Consider the following 18510-nt stretch of genomic DNA (forward strand, 5'->3'; position numbering starts at 1 on the left):
CCCGAGGACGATCACCATGCCCCATTCCTCCTCTGCCCCCGAAGTCGCCATCGTCGGTGCCGGCCCCGTGGGGCTGACCCTCGCCCTGTGGCTACACGAGCTCGGACGCGAATCCGTCGTTTTCGATGCCCGGCCACTCGCGAGGCTCACCGATGATGCCCGGGTGCTGGCGCTCTCGCTCGGCACCTGGCGCCAGTTCGAGCGGTTGCAGATCGCCGAGCGGCTCCCGGCCACGCCGATCCGCACGATCCACGTCTCGCAGCGAGGTTTCGGTCGCGTGCGCCTGGAGGCGCACACCCTGGGAGTTCCCCTCTTCGGCGCGGTCGTGCGCGCGTCGGATCTCATCACTGCCCTGCTCGAGGCGGCACAAACCCGCGGCATCGCCGTGCTCGACGAGACTCCGGTCGAGTCGGCAGAAGCACAGAGCGAGCGCATCGCCCTGCGCACGCCCAAAGGAGCCTTCCATGCCCGGCTCTGCGCCCGCGCCGAGGGACGGCTTCCGGCCGAGGCCGAAGGGGTCGTCTCCCACGACTATGGCCAGAGCGCCCTCATCGGCTGGGTGCACGCCGAGGGGCTCGCGCCGGAGACTGCCGTCGAGCGCTTCACTTCCCAAGGACCCGCGGCGCTCCTACCCGATCACGGCCAATGGACCTTCGTCCACGTGATGCCGCATGGCGAAGCCGAACGCGCCCTGGCGCAGCCCGACGCCGACTACTTGGCACGTCTGGAACACACTTTCGGCAACCGCTGGCGCCTGAGCGAAATCCACGGCCGCGCCGCCTATCCTTTGGTGCTGCGCTGGCGCCGCCGACCGGTGGCCGAGCGTACGGTCTGGTTGGGCAACGCGGCGCAGACCCTGCACCCGGTCGCAGGACAGGGGTTCAATCTCGCCGCGCGCGACCTAGCCACCCTGGTGGAGCTGCTGCGCGAGGCCGATGATCCCGGCAGCGCCTGGACGCTCGAGCGCTACGCCCGGCGCCGCGCCCCCGATCGACGGCTCACCATCGGCCTCACCGACGGCTTCGTGCGCGGATTCCTGCCCCAGGAAGGCCTACTGCCGCTTGCGCGCGGCGCCGCCCTGCTCGCGCTCGATGCCTGCCTGCCGCTCAAGGCGCGCTTCGCGCGGCAGATGATGTTCGGGTGGCGATGATCATTCGTAGGCCGATCGACCATTCGATGGCTCCGCTCCGCCTTGGCAAGATCACGGCGCTCACCGCGGGCTGCGAGAGTAGGCTCGATGTCCAGGATCACGACGTCGGCACCCGCCGACAGCGCCTTGGAGAAACGCTCTGGCCGATTGCCGGGAACGAAGAGGTAGGTACGGGCGAGCTTCATCGACCTCACTCCCAGAATCGAGCCACGCGTGGCGCCTGGGCGATGGCCCACAGCCGCGGCAGCAGGCGATCGACCTCCTCGCCCGTGGCGGCCTTGCCATACTCGGTCAGCCGGCGGAATTTTTCCTCGATCTCGGTCCGCGACAAGGTATTGCCGGGATCGCCCTTGGGTTCATCGACGCGACCGCTCAAAGTTCGTCCATCGACGGTCTCGATGACGACTTTGCCGATCCAGCGCTGAGGGTAGGCCGAGTCGACCTCCGGGTCGAGCACCATGTCCACCTTGCCACGGAAGGCGACGACGCGCGGATCGCGGAAAGCGGTCTCGAACTCCTGCAGCCCGGCACGACCGAACACCGCGATGAGTCCGAGGACCGTCCCCATGGAGAATTTCGCCTGATGCACCGTCTGCGGCTCGACCACTGGCCCCAGGACGTCGATCGCCGCCTGATGCACGTAGGCGCGCACTCGCGCGATATCTTCGGCCTCGAGGCCATGTTGCCGCATCACGTGCAGCAGCGCATCGGCCGCCGGGTGCGTGTGGCGGCAGGAAGCGTGGTATTTGAACGAGGTCTCGGCCAAGGCCCAACGGCTGCCGAGCCGATCGGTGAGGCGAGAGGGGTCGGCATCGCGCGACATGCCGGCGCCCATTCCCTGTGGTCCTTCGAGAACGTGTTTCGCGCCGGTAAATCCCTTGGCCGCGAGCAGGGCAGCGGCCAAGCCGGCTGAGGCCGCATGCGCCGTATGCAGTTGCTTGGAGTCGGCGGCATCGCGCAGGAACTCCCACAAGCCGGCGGCCTGGGTACCGGCCGAGCCGAAGGCATCCAGCATCTGAGTAGGGGTGAGGCGCAGGAGCCTACCGGCCGCGGCCGCCGCGGCGAGCGTACCGGCCGTTCCGGTCGTATGAAAAATCTTGTAGTGCGATCGGCCGAGGAACTCGCCGACGCGGATCCCCACCTCATAGCCTGCCGCCACCGCGGTGAGAAATTCCTCGCCGCTGCGCCCCAAGCTTTGGGCCAAGGCAAGCGCCGGAGGAAACACCACCGCTGCCGGATGGAACACCGAGCCATTGTGCACGTCATCCTGTTCGGCATAATGCGACGCCGCGGCATTGACCATGGCGGCGAAATAGGGGCTGGTGCCGCGGCGCGAGATCAGCACTTCGGCCTCCCCTGCTTCGGGCCCCATCTCTCGTGCCAAGGATTCGATCGCCTCGACCGGGCGGGCGCCCTTGCCGGCGAGCGCCGAGCCGAACCAGTCGACGAAGAGCTCTTCGGCCCGGCGCAGCACCGTTTCCGGGATCGCCTTGGGTTCGAGGGTGGCCGCGAACTCGGCCAGAGTCTTGCTCGGATGCGCATCCATCGTCATTTCCCCGCGTCAAATCACCTCGTGTTCGCGCAGCCGGGCGATCGCCGGTGCATCGAACCCCAATTCACCCAACAAGGCTTCCGTATGCTCCCCCAGCGCCGGCACCGGATCCATGCGCACTTCCTGCGGCGTGCGCGCCGTGGGCGGCAAGAGCGCCGGCAAGGTCCCAACGGGAGAATCGATCTCCACCCAGCGGCGGCGCGCCTCGAGCTGGGGATGACGCCAGACGTCGTGCATGGTGTTCATCTGGGCGTTGGCGATCTGCGCGGCTTCGAGCTTCTCAATCACCTGCTCGGCGCTCAAACCGGCGAAAACGTTCTCGATGATGGCAGTGAGCTCGGCGCGCGCCGCGCTGCGCTTGGAATTCGAGGAGAAGCGCGAATCGTTTGCAAGCTCCGGCCGACCAAGGACGAGCTCGCAAAACTTCACCCATTCCCGCTCGTTCTGAATGCCCAACATCACCGTGCGTCCGTCGCCGGCACGGAAAGGGCCATACGGGAAAATCGAGGCATGGAAAGCGCCGGTGCGCGGCGGCGGTGGGGCGCCGTCGAAAGCATAGTAGAGGGGAAATCCCATCCACTCGACCATGGTCTCGAACATCGAGATCTCGATCGCCTTCCCCTTGCCCGTGCGTTCGCGCTCGTAGAGGGCGGCCAAGATGGCGCTATAGGCGTACATGCCGGCGGAGATGTCGGCGATCGAACAGCCCGCTTTCGCCGGTTGCTCCGCAGTGCCGGTCACGGACAGGAACCCCGATTCACTCTGAATGAGCAAATCGTAGGCTTTCTTGTCGCGGTAAGGACCCTCGGCGCCATAGCCGGAGATGTCGCACACGATGAGGCGAGGAAAGCGCGGTTGCAGCGCGGCAAAGGACAATCCCAGACGCGCCGCCGCTCCGGGGGCGAGATTTTGCACCAGCACGTCGGCGCGCTCGAGCAGCCGATCGAGTACCGGTTTCGCCTCGGGATGCTTGAGATCGAGGGTGAGGCTTTCCTTGGAACGGTTGGTCCACACGAAGTGCGAGGACATCCCCCGCACCCGCTCGTCGTAAGCCCGGGCGAAGTCGCCCACGCCGGGGCGTTCGATCTTGATGACCCGCGCACCGAGATCGGCGAGTTGCCGGGTGCAAAACGGGGCGGCGATGGCGTGCTCCAACGTGACGACGGTAATGCCTTCGAGTGGCCGCATCACGACCCCCCTTCAGAAAGAACGCGGTAGTCCGAGCACGTGCTCGGCCACGTAAGAGAGGATCAGATTGGTCGAGATCGGCGCCACTTGATAGAGGCGCGTCTCGCGGAACTTGCGTTCGACGTCGTATTCGGCGGCAAAACCGAACCCGCCGTGCGTCTGCAGGCAGACGTTGGCCGCCTCCCACGAGGCTTTGGCCGCCAGATACTTCGCCATATTGGCTTCGGCGCCGCAAGGCTCGTGCGCGTCGAACAAGGCGCAGGCGCGAAAGCGCATGAGGTTCGCCGCCTCGATCTCGATGTAGCACTCGGCGATGGGAAATTGCACCCCTTGGTTCTTGCCGATGGGCCGGTCGAAGACCACACGTTCGGCCGCATAGCGCCGTGCCTTGTCGATGAACCAGTAGCCGTCGCCGATGCACTCGGCCGCAATCAGGGTGCGTTCGGCGTTCAAGCCGTCGAGGATGTATTTGAAGCCCTTGCCTTCCTCGCCGATGAGGTTCTCGGCCGGGATCTCCAGATTGTCGAAGAAGAGCTCGTTCGTCTCGTGATTGACCATATTGCGGATCGGCCGCACGGTGAGGCCGTGCCCGATCGCCTGGTGCAGATCGACGAGGAAGATCGACATACCCTCGGACTTCTTCTTCACTTCGGTGACGGGTGTGGTACGCGCGAGCAGGATCATCAGATCGGAGTGCTGCACACGCGAGATCCACACTTTCTGGCCATTGACCACGTAGCGGTCGCCTTTTTTTACGGCGGTCGTCTTGATCTTGGTGGTGTCGCTGCCGGTGGTGGGTTCGGTCACCGCCATCGACTGCAGGCGCAGTTCGCCGGAAGCGATCTTGGGAAGATAGCGCCGTTTCTGCTCCTCCGAGCCATGGCGCACCAGCGTGCCCATGTTGTACATCTGTCCGTGGCAGTGCCCGGCATTGCCGCCGCAGCGGTTGATCTCTTCCATGATCACCGAGGCCTCGGCCAGCCCCAACCCGGCTCCGCCATATTCCTGAGGGATGAGCGCGGCGAGCCAGCCGGCCCGAGTGAGGGCGTCGACGAATTCTTCCGGATAGGTGCGCGCCTCGTCGTGCGCGCGGAAGTATTCAGGGGAAAACTGGGCACATACGGCCCGCACGCCGTCGCGAATGTCGCGGTAAGGATCATCGGCTCGATCGAGTTCGTTCATCTTGTTCCTTCTCCTCACGGGCACTCAGGCGAGGGTGGCACTGGCTTCCATCGTCACCCAGCCATCGGCATCCCTCGTCCACAAGGTGGCCGTCTTGCCGTCGGCCTCCAGTTTGCCGCACACGGTAAAAGGCCGTGGCGCGTAGAGCGGCCGCACCGCGCGGAACGAAAAGCGCTCCAGCCGCATGCGCGGCAAATGGCGGCGCAGCAGATCGACGAGAAGCGTTGCCGTGAGTGGCCCGTGCACCACCAAACCCGGGTAGCCCTCGATATGAGTCGTGTAAGGATGATCGTAGTGGATGCGGTGCCCGTTGAACGTCAGCGCCGAATAGCGAAAGAGCAACACCGGATCGGGCACGATCTCGCTGTGCCACGCAGCATCGAGCGGCGCCGCTTTGGGCGCGGGCGGGGTCTCACCCGGGCGTGGTGCCTCGCGATAGACGATGTCCTGCTCCTCCGCCAGCGCCACCCCGGCGTCGTTGCTCACTTCGTGGCGCACGCGCACGAACACCAGGGTGCCGCTGCGCCCTTCTTTCAGGCTCACGTCGGCGATGCGCGAGGTGCGCCGGATGGCTTCCCCCACACGCAGCGGGTGGAAGAACTCGAATCGCCCGCCCGCCCACATGCGCCGCGGCAAAGGTACCGGCGGCAAAAAACCGCCTCGCCGCGGATGCCCGTCGGACCCGAGTTCGGAATGCCGCACGAGCGGCAGGAAATAAATCCAGTGCCACAGCGGAGGCAGTTCATCTCCGGGTTGCGGTAAGGGATCGTCGCGATCGAGGGTAGCGGCCAACGCCGCCACCGGCACCGGAGTCACCGTATCGTCCTGGGTCTGACTGCGGCCGATCCATCGCCGCAATTCATCGAAATTCACGTCCATGATCCCAGCTCTCATCCCAAGGAAAGCCATCGCAGTTTGCCTCAGCTTGGCGCCCGAGACAATTCGTATCTGCCAAACCCCCCTTTCACCTGGCTTGAACCTCGTCCGGAGGCATACGGTACAATGTTCTCCGATTCCCAAGATGGCCAAACACCGAGCATGCATTTCGATCTCGCGGATTTTCGGCTGCTCGTGCATATCGCCGAAGCCAATAGCCTCACCGGCGGAGCCGAGCGCGCCCATCTTTCCCTGCCGGCCGCGAGCATGCGCATCAAGAACCTCGAAGAAAGCCTCGGTCTCAAATTATTTACGCGCACCAACCGCGGCGTCTGCCTCACCCCCGCGGGGCAGGTGTTCCTCAACCACGCCCGGCAAGTACTCGGCCAGCTCGAGAACTTGTGCGGCGATCTTCTGGAATATGCTAACGGAGTAAAAGGACAGGTGCGCATTTTTGCCAACACCACGTCCACCGAGTTTCTGCCTGAAGTCTTGCGCACCTATCTGGCACGGCACCCCAATGTAAACGTGGAGCTGCGCGAGCGCCTCAGCCAGGAAATCGTGCGCGCCGTCACCGAGGGAATGGCCGACATCGGGATCGTCGCCGGCAACGTGCGCACCGAAGGACTGGAAGCCTTGCCCTATCGGCGCGACCGGCTCGTCCTTGCCGTTGCCCCCAGCCACCCACTGGCCGCCAAACCCGCGGCGGACTTTGCCGAGACGCTCGATTACGGCTTCATCGGCCTGACCGAGACGAGCGCGATCCACGGTTTTCTCGTCGAAGCGGCGACCCGCCTGAACCGGCGACTCAAGATTCGTATCCAAGTGGGCAATTTCACCGCCGTCTGTCGCATGATCGAGGCCGACATCGGCATCGGCATCTTGCCGGAGTCGGCTGCCCGGCGCCATGCCAAATCGATGAACATTCGTCTGATACGTCTCAACGACGAGTGGGCCAAGCGCGATTTGCAGATCTGCGTGCGCAGCCTCGACCTACTACCGGTCTTCGGCCGCGATCTCGTCGAGCTGCTGCTTGCCGATGCCGCCGCCGCTGAACGGCCGCAGTGATACACTGATTCCCTTGATGCCTCTCGCGTGCCTCGAACGATGCCCACCTCGCCCGTCGATCTCGCCAAAGAAACCCTCTTGCGTCTGTCGCAGTTGCGACAACCCCCGACTCCGGAGAACTACACCCGGGTCTACTGCGAACTGGCCGGAGAACCGGAGCCACTGCCGCCGAGGTTCGTTCGCCTGCTCGAACAGCTCGTAGCCAAACTTCCCCGCGCGGGGGAGAAGGCCTGCGCGGCGCTCGGGCGAGCACGGGATCACCTCAAGCGTAACGAAACGGCTCAGGCACTAGCCGACGTCGAAGAAGCTTTGCTCGTCCTGCCGCCGTCCCACGAAACGGACGTCTCTTGGGGGGACTTGATCCGTCAACTGATCGATGCCTGGGAGCATGCCGCTTCCGGTTGGACGCCGGAGCGCAAACTTCACGCCTTGGAATCGATCCTCGCGGAAGGACAAAGCCGCTGGTTACCCCGACGGCTCGAGCGTTTCATCTCTGGGCTGCGCCAGTCGCCCGGGGAGACTGCTCCAACTTCGATTACTACGAATCAAGAGGTCGATACCGTTGCCCTCATCGGGGCGCTCCTCGAGCTGCTCGGTCGCTCCCTGCAAGCGCTCGAACTCGTCGGCAGCGACAACGACGGCATCCGGGTCGAGTTGGCCCACCTGCGCGCTGAACTTCTTGAGCCGGCCACCATCTTCACCCCGCAGTTGGTGCGCCTGCTGCAAGAACGGCTCGACGCCCTGCTCGACCCTTTGCAACGCGCCCTCGAGCGCAAGCGCCAGGCCGAAGCCGAACTCAAACGCCTGCTGGCGGATTTTCTCTCGCACCTGGGGCGTATGAGCCGAGAGACCGAGCAGTACCAGAGCCAGCTCCAGCAGGCGGCAACGGCCATCGAACAGGCCGACGATCTCGCCTCCGTCGCGGGCGAGCTCCGCACCTTGCTTCAGGCGACGCGCCACATGAGCGAGACCACACGCCAGGCGCACGAAGCGCTCGAACGCACCCGCCGTGAAGCCGAGGATGCCGATGCCAAGGTACGTGAATTGGAAGCGCAGCTACAGTCGCTCAATGAACGACTCGTGCGAGACTCCCTCACCGGTCTCTATAACCGCAACGGCTTGGAGGCCGCTTTTTCCCGCACGATCGAGACCCTGCGCCAAGGATCCATCCCTGCGCTCGCGCTGGGAGTGATCGATCTCGACGACTTCAAACGCATCAACGATCTCTTCGGTCATCAAGCCGGCGACGATTCCCTCAAATTCCTCGCCGAGATCGCCCGCAGGCACCTGCGCGAGCACGATGTCATTGGTCGCTACGGTGGAGAAGAATTCGTCGTCATCCTACCGGGCACGACCGCCGAGAATGCCGCCGAAATCCTGCGTCGGCTGCAGCGCATCCTCACGCGCGAGATTTTCTTCCACGACGAGCGCCATCGGGTGGTCACCTTCAGCGCCGGCGTCACCGAAGTCTACCCCGACGACGGTTGGGAGAGCGCCTTCGAGCGTGCCGATCAAGCGATGTACCGCGCCAAGCGCGCCGGCAAGAACCGCGTCTTCGTCGCCGACACCTGAAGCCCACCCGCGGTATACTTCTCTTCCGATAGATGGACCCCCGTTTCGACGTGCGACCGAGGGCAGGCGCACGCATCCAACCGTTCTGGAGAGCATTCAATGGACAAGAATTTCCGCGACGCCGCGCTCTACTATCACCGCCACCCCACACCAGGCAAGATCTCGGTAGTCCCCACCAAGAGCCTGAGCAACCAGCGCGACCTCTCGCTGGCCTATTCCCCCGGCGTCGCGGCCGCCTGTGAGGAGATCGTGCGCGATCCGCTCACTGCGCGGGAATACACCTCGCGCGGCAATCTCGTAGCCGTGATCACCAACGGCACCGCCGTCCTGGGGCTGGGCAACATCGGGCCCCTCGCCGCCAAACCGGTCATGGAAGGAAAAGGGTGTCTCTTCAAGAAATTCGCCGGTATCGACGTCTTCGACATCGAGCTCGACGAGAAAGACCCGGATCGCATCATCGACATCATCGCCGCCATGGAGCCGACGCTGGGCGGCATCAACCTCGAGGACATCAAGGCGCCCGAGTGCTTCTACATCGAGAAGAAACTGCGCGAGCGCATGAAGATCCCCGTCTTCCACGACGACCAGCACGGAACGGCCATCATCTCGGCCGCGGCGCTCCTCAACGGCCTCATGGTCGTCGGCAAGAAGATAGAAGAAGTCAAGCTCGTGTGCTCGGGCGCCGGAGCCGCGGCCATCGCCTGTCTCGATCTGATGGTGCGCCTGGGGCTGAAACGCGAAAATGTTTATGTGTGTGATTCCCGTGGCGTGATTCGCGTCGGGCGCGAACCGGACATGGAACCGAACAAGGCGCGCTACGCCCAGGTGACCGACGCGCGCACCCTCGCCGAAGTGATCGACGGCGCCGACGTCTTCCTCGGCCTCTCTTCGGCCGGGGTGCTCAAGCCCGAGATGGTCGCCAAGATGGCGCGCGACCCGCTCATCTTCGCGCTCGCCAACCCCATCCCCGAGATCATGCCGGAAGTGGCCAAGGCCGTGCGGCCGGACGCGATCATCGCCACGGGGCGCTCCGATTATCCCAACCAGGTCAACAACGTCCTGTGTTTCCCCTTCATCTTCCGCGGGGCGCTCGACGTGGGCGCCACCACCATCACGGAAGAGATGAAGCTCGCCTGCGTGCACGCCATCGCCGATCTCGCGCGCGCCGAACAGAGCGACATGCTCGTTGGGGCCTATGGAGAAGCTGCGCTCACTTTCGGGCCGGACTACCTCATTCCCAAACCCTTCGACCCGCGCCTCATCGTACGCATCGCTCCGGCGGTGGCCAAGGCGGCCATGGACTCGGGCGTGGCCACCCGGCCGATCGAGGATTTCGACGCCTATCGCGCCACCCTGCAGAACTTCGTCTACCACTCCGGCGTGGTGATGAAAACCATGTTCTCGGTGGCCAAGCGCATCCCGCTCGAACAAAAACGCGTGCTCTACGCCGAAGGCGAGGACGAACGGGTACTGCACGCGGCGCGCGCCGTGATCGACGAGAAACTCGCCCGCCCCATCCTCATCGGCCGCCCGGCGGTGATCGAGATGCGCATCAAGCGCCTGGGGCTCAACCTCGTGCCCGAGCGCGACTTCGACGTCGTCAATCCCGAATCCGACCCGCGCTACAAGGAACTGTGGCAGCAATACCTCGAACTGATGTGCCGCAAGGGAGTGACGCCCGAAATCGCCAAGGTGCGCATGATGAGCGACACCACTTTGATCGGCTGCATGCTGCTCAAGAACGGCTATGCCGATGCGCTCGTGTGCGGCACGTTCGGCACTTACCACGCCCACCTGCAGCACGTGCGCGACGTCATCGGCCTTGCCCCGGACGCGCGTCTCTTCGCCGCGATGAACATCCTCATGCTGCCCAAACGCACCGTCGCCATCACCGACACCTACGTCAACTACGACCCCAGCGTCGAGGACGTGGCCGAAATCGCCCGCATGGCCGCGGTCGAGCTCACCCGATTCGGCTACGAGCCGGCCGTGGCGCTGCTGTCGCACTCCAACTTCGGTTCGGCCGACACCCCATCCGCGCGCAAGATGCGTGAAGCCCGGGATCTACTGCGCACCCTGTGCCCACAGCTCAACATGGACGGCGAGATGCATGGCGACTCGGCCCTTTCTCCCGAGATCCGCCAGCGGCTGATTCCGACGTGCACCCTCGAGGGCGAAGCGAATCTGCTGGTGATGCCCAATTTGGACGCCGCCAACATCGCCTTCAACCTGATGAAAGTCGCCAACGGCGACGGCGTCACCGTCGGTCCCATGCTGCTCGGTGCGGCCATGCCCGTCCAGATCCTCACTCCTTCGGCCACCGTGCGCCGCTTGGTGAACATGACGGCCGTGTCGGTGGTCGATGCGCTCGAACTGCGCAACAAACTCGAAACAGAATGATTGGAGAAAGCAGGCCATGTTGACGCACGCGATCCGTTTCTCCGCTCATGGCGGTCCCGAAGTGCTGCGCTGGGAGGCGTTGGAACTCCCTGATCCCGGTCCGGGAGAAATCCGCATCCGCCACCATGCCATCGGGGTCAACTTCATCGACACCTACCACCGTACCGGGCTTTATCCGGTTTCTCTTCCCTCCGGACTCGGACAAGAAGGGGCCGGCGTGGTCGAGGCCGTCGGCCCCGGCGTGACCGAATTTCGCCCGGGCGATCGCGTCGTCTACTGCGGCGGGTCTCTGTCGCCCGTAGGGGCCTATAGTGAAGTGCGCAACTTCCCGGCCGAGCGGGCCGTGCGCCTGCCCGACGACATTTCCTTCGAAACCGCCGCCGCGGTAATGCTGAAAGGCTTGACGGCGCAATTCCTCGTGCGCCGTACCCACCGCGTGCAGCCGGGCGACACGGTCCTCATCCACGCTGCCGCCGGCGGGGTGGGACTGCTCCTCGTGCAGTGGGCCAAGCGGCTCGGCGCCACGGTCATCGCCACCGCAGGCAACGATGAAAAAGCCGAACTCGTGCGCGCGCACGGTGCCGATCACGTCATCGTCTATACGCGGGAGAATTTCACCGAACGCACCCGGGCGCTCACTAACGGGCGCGGCGTCGACGTGGTCTACGATTCGGTGGGCCGCGCCACCTTCCTCGGCTCGCTCGATTCGCTCCGCCCCCTGGGGCTGATGGTCTCCTTCGGCAATGCCTCGGGCAAGGTCGAGCCTTTCGACATCGGCTTGCTGGCCCAGAAGGGGTCGCTCTTCCTCACCCGGCCGACGCTCTTCACCTACATCGCCGAGCGCGAGGATTTGCTCGCCATGGCCGAAGAACTCTTCACGGCGCTGCGCGACGGCTGGCTCGACGTCCAAATCGGCCAGCGTTTTCCCCTCAGCCAAGCGACCGAAGCCCACCGCGCACTCGAATCCCGTCGCACCACCGGCGCCACCTTGCTGTTGCCCTGATGACGCTCTACGTCCATCTACGCCTGCACTCGGAATACTCGCTCACCGACGGCATCTGCACCCTGCCGGAGGCCGTCGCCGCGGCCGCCGACGACGGAATGCCCGCCCTGGGCATCTCGGACGCCATGAACCTCTTCGGCATGGTGAAGTTCTACAAGGCCGCGCGCGCCAAGGGCATCAAGCCGGTGATCGGCGTGGACGCCTGGATCAGCAACGAAGAAGATCGCGCCCATCCGTGGCGGATGCTGCTGATTGCCCGCCACCGCGAGGGTTACCGCCAGCTGTGCGAACTGCTCACCCGCGCCTATCTGGAAAACCAATACCGCGGCCGCGCCGAGATCCATCCGGCCTGGCTCGAACGGGAATCCTGCAGCGGCCTCATCGCCCTCTCCGGGGCGATGGAGGGCGAAGTGGGACGCTTGCTGCTCGCCCAGAAAGAAGCGGAAGCCGAGGCGGCGGCGCGGCGCTGGGCCGAGATTTTCCCCGACGCGTTCTACCTCGAGCTGCAACGCGCCGGACAGCCGGACACGGAGGTCTACATCGACGCCGCCGTCGAGCTCGCCGCTCGTCTGGGGCTGCCGGTGGTGGCGACGCACCCCATCCAGTTCATGCGCCCCGAGGATTTCGAGGCGCACGAGGCGCGCGTGTGCATCGCCCAGGGCACGGTGCTCGCCGACCCCCGTCGCCCCAAGCCCTTCACCCCGGAGCAGTACTTCCTCAGCCGCACCGAGATGGCCGAGCGGTTTGCCGATCTGCCCGAGGCGCTGGAGAACGCCGGTGAGATCGCGCGCCGCGCCTCGCTCTCCATCACGCTGGGCAAGAACTTCCTGCCGCCCTTCCCCACGCCGCCGGGCATGACGCTGGACGACTACCTCGTCGCGCGCGCCAAGGAGGGGCTGGAAGTTCGCCTGCGCGAACTCTATCCCATCGAGGCCGAGCGCGAACGCCAACGCCCGCGCTACGAGGAGCGGCTAGCTTTCGAAACCGAAACCATCGTGCAGATGGGCTTTTCCGGCTACTTCCTCATCGTGGCCGACTTCATCAACTGGGCCAAGGAAAACGGCGTGCCCGTCGGCCCGGGGCGCGGCTCGGGCGCGGGCTCGCTCGTGGCCTACAGCCTGCGCATCACCGACCTCGACCCCTTGCGCTATGCGCTCCTCTTCGAGCGATTCCTCAACCCAGAGCGGGTATCCATGCCCGACTTCGACATCGACTTCTGCCAGGATCGGCGCTACCGGGTGATCGAGTACGTACGCGAGCGCTATGGGCACGACGCGGTGAGCCAGATCGCCACGTTCGGCACCATGGCCTCCAAGGCGGTGGTGCGCGACGTGGGGCGCGTGCTCGACCTGCCCTATGGCCTGTGCGACCGCCTCTCCAAACTCATCCCGCTCGAGGGCGTCAAACCCGTCTCGCTCGACAAGGCGCTCGAGCTCGAACCGCAGCTGCGCGAGCTGATGGAAGATGCCAACGATGGCGAGGCGATCCAGCAACTGTGGCAGCTCGCCCGCCCGCTCGAGGGGCTGACGCGTAACGTGGGCATGCACGCCGGCGGAGTGCTCATCGCCCCGGGCAAGCTCACCGACTATTGCCCCCTGTATTTGGCCGACGGCGAGGACGCCGTGCCCGTGTCGCAGTTCGACAAGGACGACGTCGAGGCGATCGGGCTCGTCAAGTTCGACTTCCTGGGGCTGCGCAACCTCACCATCATCGACCTCGCCCTCGACTACGTCGAGCGGCTCACCGGCAGCCGTCCCAAACTCGAAACCCTGGGCTACGAGGATCCGGCCACCTACCAGATCCTGAAAGACGCGAACACCACCGCCATCTTCCAGCTCGAATCGGAAGGGATGAAGAAGCTGCTCAAGAAACTGCAGCCCGACCGTTTCGAAGACATCATCGCCGTACTCGCCCTCTACCGCCCAGGCCCCCTCGGGTCGGGCATGGTCGACGACTTCATCCTGCGCAAGAAAGGCGATCAGGCCATCGATTACTTCCACGAGGATCTCAAGCCCTGCCTCGAACCCACCTATGGTGTCATCGTCTATCAAGAACAGGTGATGCAGATCTCGCAGATCATCGGCGGCTATACGCTGGGCGGCGCCGACCTGCTGCGCCGGGCGATGGGCAAGAAAAAACCCGAGGAGATGGCCAAGCACCGCGAGATCTTCCGCGAAGGGGCGCGCAAGAAAGGCTACGACGAGTCCCTTGCCATGCGCCTCTTCGACCTGATGGAGAAATTCGCCGAATACGGTTTCAACAAGTCCCACACTGCCGCCTACGCCGTGGTCACCTACCAGACCGCCTGGCTGAAGGCACATCACTGCGCTGCGTTCATGGCCGCGACGCTGTCTTCCGACATGGACGATACCGACAGCGTCAAGATCTTCGTCGAGGACGCGCGCGCCAACGGCCTCGAGATCCTGCCGCCGGACGTCAACGCTTCCGCCTATCGCTTCGAACCGGTCGACAACCGCACCCTCCGCTACGGTCTGGGGGCGATCAAGGGGGTGGGCCGCCCCGCGGCCGAGGCCATCGTCGCCGAGCGTGAACGCAACGGTCCATTCCGCGACCTCTTCGAACTGTGCGCCCGCGTCGACCGGCGGGCGGTCAATCGCCGCGTGCTCGAGGCGCTGGTACGCGCCGGGGCGCTGGACAGCTTGCCGGGACATGCCGGTCGCGACCGGGCGCAGTTGCTCGCCACCGTCGGGCTTGCGATGGAAGCGGCCGAGCAGGCGCAGGCGAACGTCCTGCAAGGGGGGCTCTTCGACGACCTGCCCCAGGCCGAGGCGATGCAGCCGGCCTTCGCCGCCGTCCGCCCCTGGACCGAGCGCGAACGGCTCAAGGAAGAGAAGATCGCCATCGGCTTCTTCCTCTCGGGGCACCCCTTCCACGCCTGGGCCGAGGAAGTACGCCGTCTGGTCTCGAGACCGCTCGCCAGCCTCGAACCCGGCTGGGACCCGTGTGGATCGCCGGCGTGGTCACCAACCTGCGCACCAAGATGGGCAATCGCGGCAAGATGGCCTTCGTCGAATTCGACGACGGCACAGCCCAGGTCGAGGTACTCGCCTACAGCGAAGTCTATGAGGCCTGGCGCCACGCCATCGTGCTCGACGAGCCGCTCTTCGCCGAAGTGAAAGTAAGCCCTGACGACTACTCGGGGGGATTGCGGGTGGTGGCCGAGCGGTTCGCCACGCTCGCACAGCTGCGGGAAGAACGCGCCCGGGCAGTCGCCCTCACCGTGGTGCTCGAACGCACCACGCCGGGATTCATCGACGAACTGGAATCCGCGCTGCGGCCACACCTCGGCGGCAGGTTGCCGCTCGCGCTCACCCTGCGCCTCGACGGCACCGAGGGGACGCTGCGATGCTCCTCCCCGTGGACCCTGCATCCGCAAGAGACTTTGCTCGCCACCCTGCGGACGCTCCCGGGAGTGGAGCGCGTCGAGGTGCGCTACGAATGATCCACGCGCCCTGCGGCCAACCAGCCTCGTGGATATATGACAAATTCCTTATATGTCCGGATGTTCGTCCGCCTCCTTCCGCGCCCGCTCAACGCCCCGCGGGCAAGCGCTCGAGCCCTTCGACGCGCATGCCCGGCGCGATGCCGCGCTCGCGGAACCACCCGCCCGGCATCTCCAGCGCATAGCGCGCCGGCGCCACGGCACAGTGCGAATCCAGGGTACGCGGCGCCATCTCCTCTATGTTGAGGATGCGCCCCGCCTCGTCGATGAAAGCCACCGACAAGGGGATGAGCGTATTCTTCATCCACATGCACTGACGCCCCGCCACGGGAAAGACGAACACCATCCCCTCGTTCGCCCCCAGGTGCTCGCGAAACATCAGGCCGCGCGCCCGAGAGGGCTCGTCGGCCGCCACTTCGGCCACCACTCGGTACATGCCAACCGTCAGCTGCGCGCGCGGCTGAGCCAAGACGCTCAATGGCATCAGCACGAGCCCGAAAAGCATGGCCCACAAGCAGGACTTCAACGACATCTTTCCTCCTCGAGCAAGATGGGGTCAAACCCTCTTGACCCTCACCGGCTTTGCCCCCATAGTTCGATCGAACTTCTTCGTGGAGCCATCCCCATGAGCGATACCCTGCATATCGTCTGCCCGGCCTGCTTCGCCGTCAATCGCGTCCCCGCCGAGCGCGTGCACGAAAGGCCCAACTGCGGCAAATGTCACCAACCGCTCTTTCCCGATCACCCCGTCGAACTCAGTGAGGCGCACTTCGACACGTATCTGACGAAGAACGATCTGCCCGTGCTGGTCGATTTCTGGGCTCCCTGGTGCGGCCCCTGCCGCATGATGGCGCCCGCCTTTGCCCATGCTGCCAGCCAGCTCGTCCCGCGGGTTCTCTTCGCCAAGCTCAACACGGACGAAGCCCAACAAACGGCCGCCCGTTACGGCATCCGCAGCATCCCGACGATGATCCTCTTTCAGCAGGGGCGGGAAGTGGCGCGGCATTCCGGCGCCGTCGGTACGGCCGAGATCGTGCGTTGGGTCCAGAGCCACCTTCGCCAATCCTGACGATCCCGGCCTTTGGATGCCGACTCAGGGCCGCTCAATGAGCTCGATCTTGTAGCCGTCCGGATCCTCGACGAAAGCGATCACGGTGGTACCGTGCTTCATCGGCCCGGCCTCGCGGATCACTTTCCCACCGCGAGCACGGATCTCGTCGCAGGCGGCTTTGGCGTCGGGAACGGCGATGGCGATGTGCCCAAACGCGTTGCCCATTTCGTAATGATCGACCCCCCAGTTGTAGGTGAGCTCGATCACCGCCCCTTCGCTCTCGTCCTGATAGCCGACGAACGCCAGCGTGAATTTCCCGTCGGGATAATCTTCGCGCCGCAGCAGCCGCATGCCGAGCACTTTGGTGTAGAACTCGATCGAACGGTCGAGATTGCCGACCCGGATCATGGTATGCAAAATACGGGGCATGACGTCTCTCCTTCTTCTGGTTGAGGAATCAACTGTGAGGGCGTTCCCAGGGCAAACCTCGCTCCTCGAGCGCGGCCACGATGTCGCGCATCGCCGCCTCCACGATCGCCCTGGGGCCCTTGAAACCCAGCTCGAGCCGACGCCGGCCGCCCGTCTCCTCGGGTACCGACGGCAGCGAAAAGAGCGTTCCTTCAGGATAGCGCGCGGTGAGCGCCTGCATCAGATCGACCAGATCGCCCTCGTGCGCGTCCCACACGTAGACGGAATCCTCGACGTAGTCCTCGCGATGGAAGAGGTGCGCGTATTGGGTGTCGAGCACCCATTCGATCATGGGCCAGGCCATCACGGGAAAACCCGGCACGAAATGGTGATTGCCGACGGAAAAGCCCGGGATCTGGTTGTAGGGATTGGGGATGATGCGTGCGCCCCGGGGAAAACGCCCCATTTCCAGACGCTGCGCCGTGGTACGCTCGCCGAAACGCGCGCGGATCAGGGCCTCGGCCTCGGGATGCAGCTCGAGCGGCACGCCCAGGGCTTGCGCCACACACTGCCGCGTATGATCGTCGGGCGTGGCCCCGATGCCGCCGAAACTGAAGACGATGTCTTCGCTCGCGAAACTGTGGCGAAACGCCTCGGTGAGCCGCCGCGGATCGTCTCCCAGGTAGTGCACCCAGGCAAGGCGCAAGCCGCGCGCATGCAATAGCGCGCGCAGCTTGGCGAAGTGTTTGTCCTCTCGACGGCCCGAGAGGATTTCGTCACCGATGATGTAGGCTCCGAACGCGCTCATGGCTTCCCCTTGGGCAGATGAGGATACGAGGTCGCTTCGCCGGAAGGAACGTCCGCCTCCACGATCCATTCCCCGCGCTCGGCGCGCAAGCGCCGCAACGCCTCCAGCCCGGCATGCACGAAGAGCAAGCCCGTGATCGCCGGGGCGAAGAGGTTGAGCAGCGGCACGTAGGCGAGCGCCGCACCGATCGCTCCGAGCCAGAAGAAGGTTCCTCCTTCCCGTGCCTCCAGCGCCCGCAGCTCCTCGGCGTCGGCGTGTTCCATCAGGCAATCATAAGTGAAAGTGCGCCTGTTGAGCCAGGCCGTCAAGATCCAGGGTAGCACCAGCGCAGCGCCGGGAATCCACCAGAAAATCATGCTCACGAGAAAACCGATCAGGAAGAGGCCCGAGGCGCTGAGGGTGTTCCACAGGCTGCGGGCAAAATTCCCGCCATGGCGCAGATCGAGGTCGGCGTATTCCTCGCGGCCCACCAAGGCGACGACGCGCGGCATCACCCAGATGCCCACGATCACCAGCATGGTGACGTACATGAGCGGCAACACGCTCAACACCAGCAACACCTTGAGCGCGAAGAACCCGGCCATCGCCAGCATTCCCGCTTGCGCACCTTCCGGCGAGGCGTCGAACCAACCCGCAAGCCAGGTCGTGAGCGGCTCCCAGGCGAGTACGAGCGCCACGATCCAGACCAAGCCCGCCGCGAGCAGCGGCCAGAACATCTCCCACAGGATCTTGCCCCGCCCCAGGGTGGCGAGCGAGCGCCAGAGCGCGACGCGGATGAGATCCATCATC

At 65.0% G+C, this 18510-nt stretch carries 14 protein-coding genes and 1 pseudogene; 7 read left to right on the top strand and 8 right to left on the bottom strand.

From position 1 onward, the window contains the following. The first annotated feature begins 16 nt into the window (after nucleotides 1–16). A complete protein-coding gene (locus GV368_RS02350) occupies nucleotides 17–1150 on the top strand; it encodes an FAD-dependent monooxygenase (protein ID WP_169115164.1) in 1134 nt (377 codons plus the stop codon). 190 nt (nucleotides 1151–1340) lie between these two features. Here the strand turns inward: GV368_RS02350 and GV368_RS02355 are convergent, their stop codons facing one another. Genes GV368_RS02355 through GV368_RS02370 form a run of 4 tightly spaced genes read right to left on the bottom strand, consistent with a single transcriptional unit; the run spans nucleotide 1341 to nucleotide 5951 of the window. Beyond that, nucleotides 1341–2702, bottom strand: a complete 1362-nt coding sequence (locus GV368_RS02355) for an MmgE/PrpD family protein (protein WP_169115166.1) — start codon at nucleotides 2700–2702, stop codon at nucleotides 1341–1343. A gap of 9 nt (nucleotides 2703–2711) precedes the next feature. Then, on the bottom strand, nucleotides 2712–3890 hold the full coding sequence (locus tag GV368_RS02360; protein WP_169115168.1) for a CaiB/BaiF CoA transferase family protein: 1179 nt from the start codon (nucleotides 3888–3890) through the stop codon (nucleotides 2712–2714). A 12-nt stretch (nucleotides 3891–3902) separates the two neighbouring features. Beyond that, nucleotides 3903–5072, bottom strand: a complete 1170-nt coding sequence (locus tag GV368_RS02365; RefSeq protein ID WP_169115170.1) for an acyl-CoA dehydrogenase family protein — start codon at nucleotides 5070–5072, stop codon at nucleotides 3903–3905. Between the two features lie 24 nt (nucleotides 5073–5096). Then, nucleotides 5097–5951 (bottom strand): FAS1-like dehydratase domain-containing protein, encoded by an 855-nt coding sequence (locus tag GV368_RS02370; RefSeq protein ID WP_142804630.1) that lies wholly within the window; start codon nucleotides 5949–5951, stop codon nucleotides 5097–5099. Between the two features lie 159 nt (nucleotides 5952–6110). Between GV368_RS02370 and GV368_RS02375 the strand changes: the two genes are divergently transcribed. From GV368_RS02375 to dnaE, 5 genes and pseudogenes are all read left to right on the top strand, one after another. Beyond that, complete coding sequence (locus GV368_RS02375; protein WP_169115171.1) at nucleotides 6111–7016, top strand: LysR substrate-binding domain-containing protein; 906 nt, start codon at nucleotides 6111–6113, stop codon at nucleotides 7014–7016. A 39-nt stretch (nucleotides 7017–7055) separates the two neighbouring features. Next, nucleotides 7056–8588: a GGDEF domain-containing protein gene (locus GV368_RS02380; protein ID WP_169115175.1), complete on the top strand. Its 1533-nt coding sequence runs from the start codon at nucleotides 7056–7058 to the stop codon at nucleotides 8586–8588. 99 nt (nucleotides 8589–8687) lie between these two features. Continuing rightward, nucleotides 8688–10988, top strand: a complete 2301-nt coding sequence (locus GV368_RS02385; RefSeq protein WP_169115177.1) for an NADP-dependent malic enzyme — start codon at nucleotides 8688–8690, stop codon at nucleotides 10986–10988. 19 nt (nucleotides 10989–11007) lie between these two features. Further along, nucleotides 11008–11991: a quinone oxidoreductase family protein gene (locus tag GV368_RS02390; RefSeq protein WP_178086729.1), complete on the top strand. Its 984-nt coding sequence runs from the start codon at nucleotides 11008–11010 to the stop codon at nucleotides 11989–11991. Further along, nucleotides 11991–15454, top strand: a pseudogene (gene dnaE / locus GV368_RS02395) (DNA polymerase III subunit alpha). Before GV368_RS02390 ends, dnaE begins: the two are co-directional and overlap by 1 nt. Nucleotides 15455–15542: 88 nt before the next feature. Here the strand turns inward: dnaE and GV368_RS02400 are convergent. Then, nucleotides 15543–15986, bottom strand: coding sequence for a DUF192 domain-containing protein (locus GV368_RS02400; RefSeq protein WP_206673218.1), 444 nt, complete (start codon nucleotides 15984–15986; stop codon nucleotides 15543–15545). A 93-nt stretch (nucleotides 15987–16079) separates the two neighbouring features. On the opposite strand from GV368_RS02400, the gene trxC reads away from it, so the two are divergent. After that, on the top strand, nucleotides 16080–16523 hold the full coding sequence (gene trxC, locus GV368_RS02405) for a thioredoxin TrxC (RefSeq protein WP_169115181.1): 444 nt from the start codon (nucleotides 16080–16082) through the stop codon (nucleotides 16521–16523). Between the two features lie 24 nt (nucleotides 16524–16547). Here trxC and gloA read toward each other — a convergent pair whose 3' ends face one another. The 3 genes from gloA to GV368_RS02420 are packed head-to-tail and all read right to left on the bottom strand — an operon-like array spanning nucleotide 16548 to nucleotide 18509. Further along, nucleotides 16548–16934: a lactoylglutathione lyase gene (gene gloA, locus GV368_RS02410; protein WP_142804624.1), complete on the bottom strand. Its 387-nt coding sequence runs from the start codon at nucleotides 16932–16934 to the stop codon at nucleotides 16548–16550. A gap of 28 nt (nucleotides 16935–16962) precedes the next feature. Next, on the bottom strand, nucleotides 16963–17721 hold the full coding sequence (locus tag GV368_RS02415) for a competence/damage-inducible protein A (protein ID WP_169115183.1): 759 nt from the start codon (nucleotides 17719–17721) through the stop codon (nucleotides 16963–16965). Further along, entirely contained in the window at nucleotides 17718–18509 is a 792-nt protein-coding gene (locus tag GV368_RS02420; protein WP_169115185.1) for an EI24 domain-containing protein, read from the bottom strand. Before GV368_RS02420 ends, GV368_RS02415 begins: the two co-directional genes overlap by 4 nt. Between the last annotated feature and the right edge of the window lies 1 nt (nucleotide 18510).

The sequence above is a fragment of the Tepidiphilus baoligensis genome, from assembly GCF_012911495.1.
In the GTDB taxonomy this organism is placed as follows: Bacteria; Pseudomonadota; Gammaproteobacteria; order Burkholderiales; family Rhodocyclaceae; genus Tepidiphilus; species Tepidiphilus olei.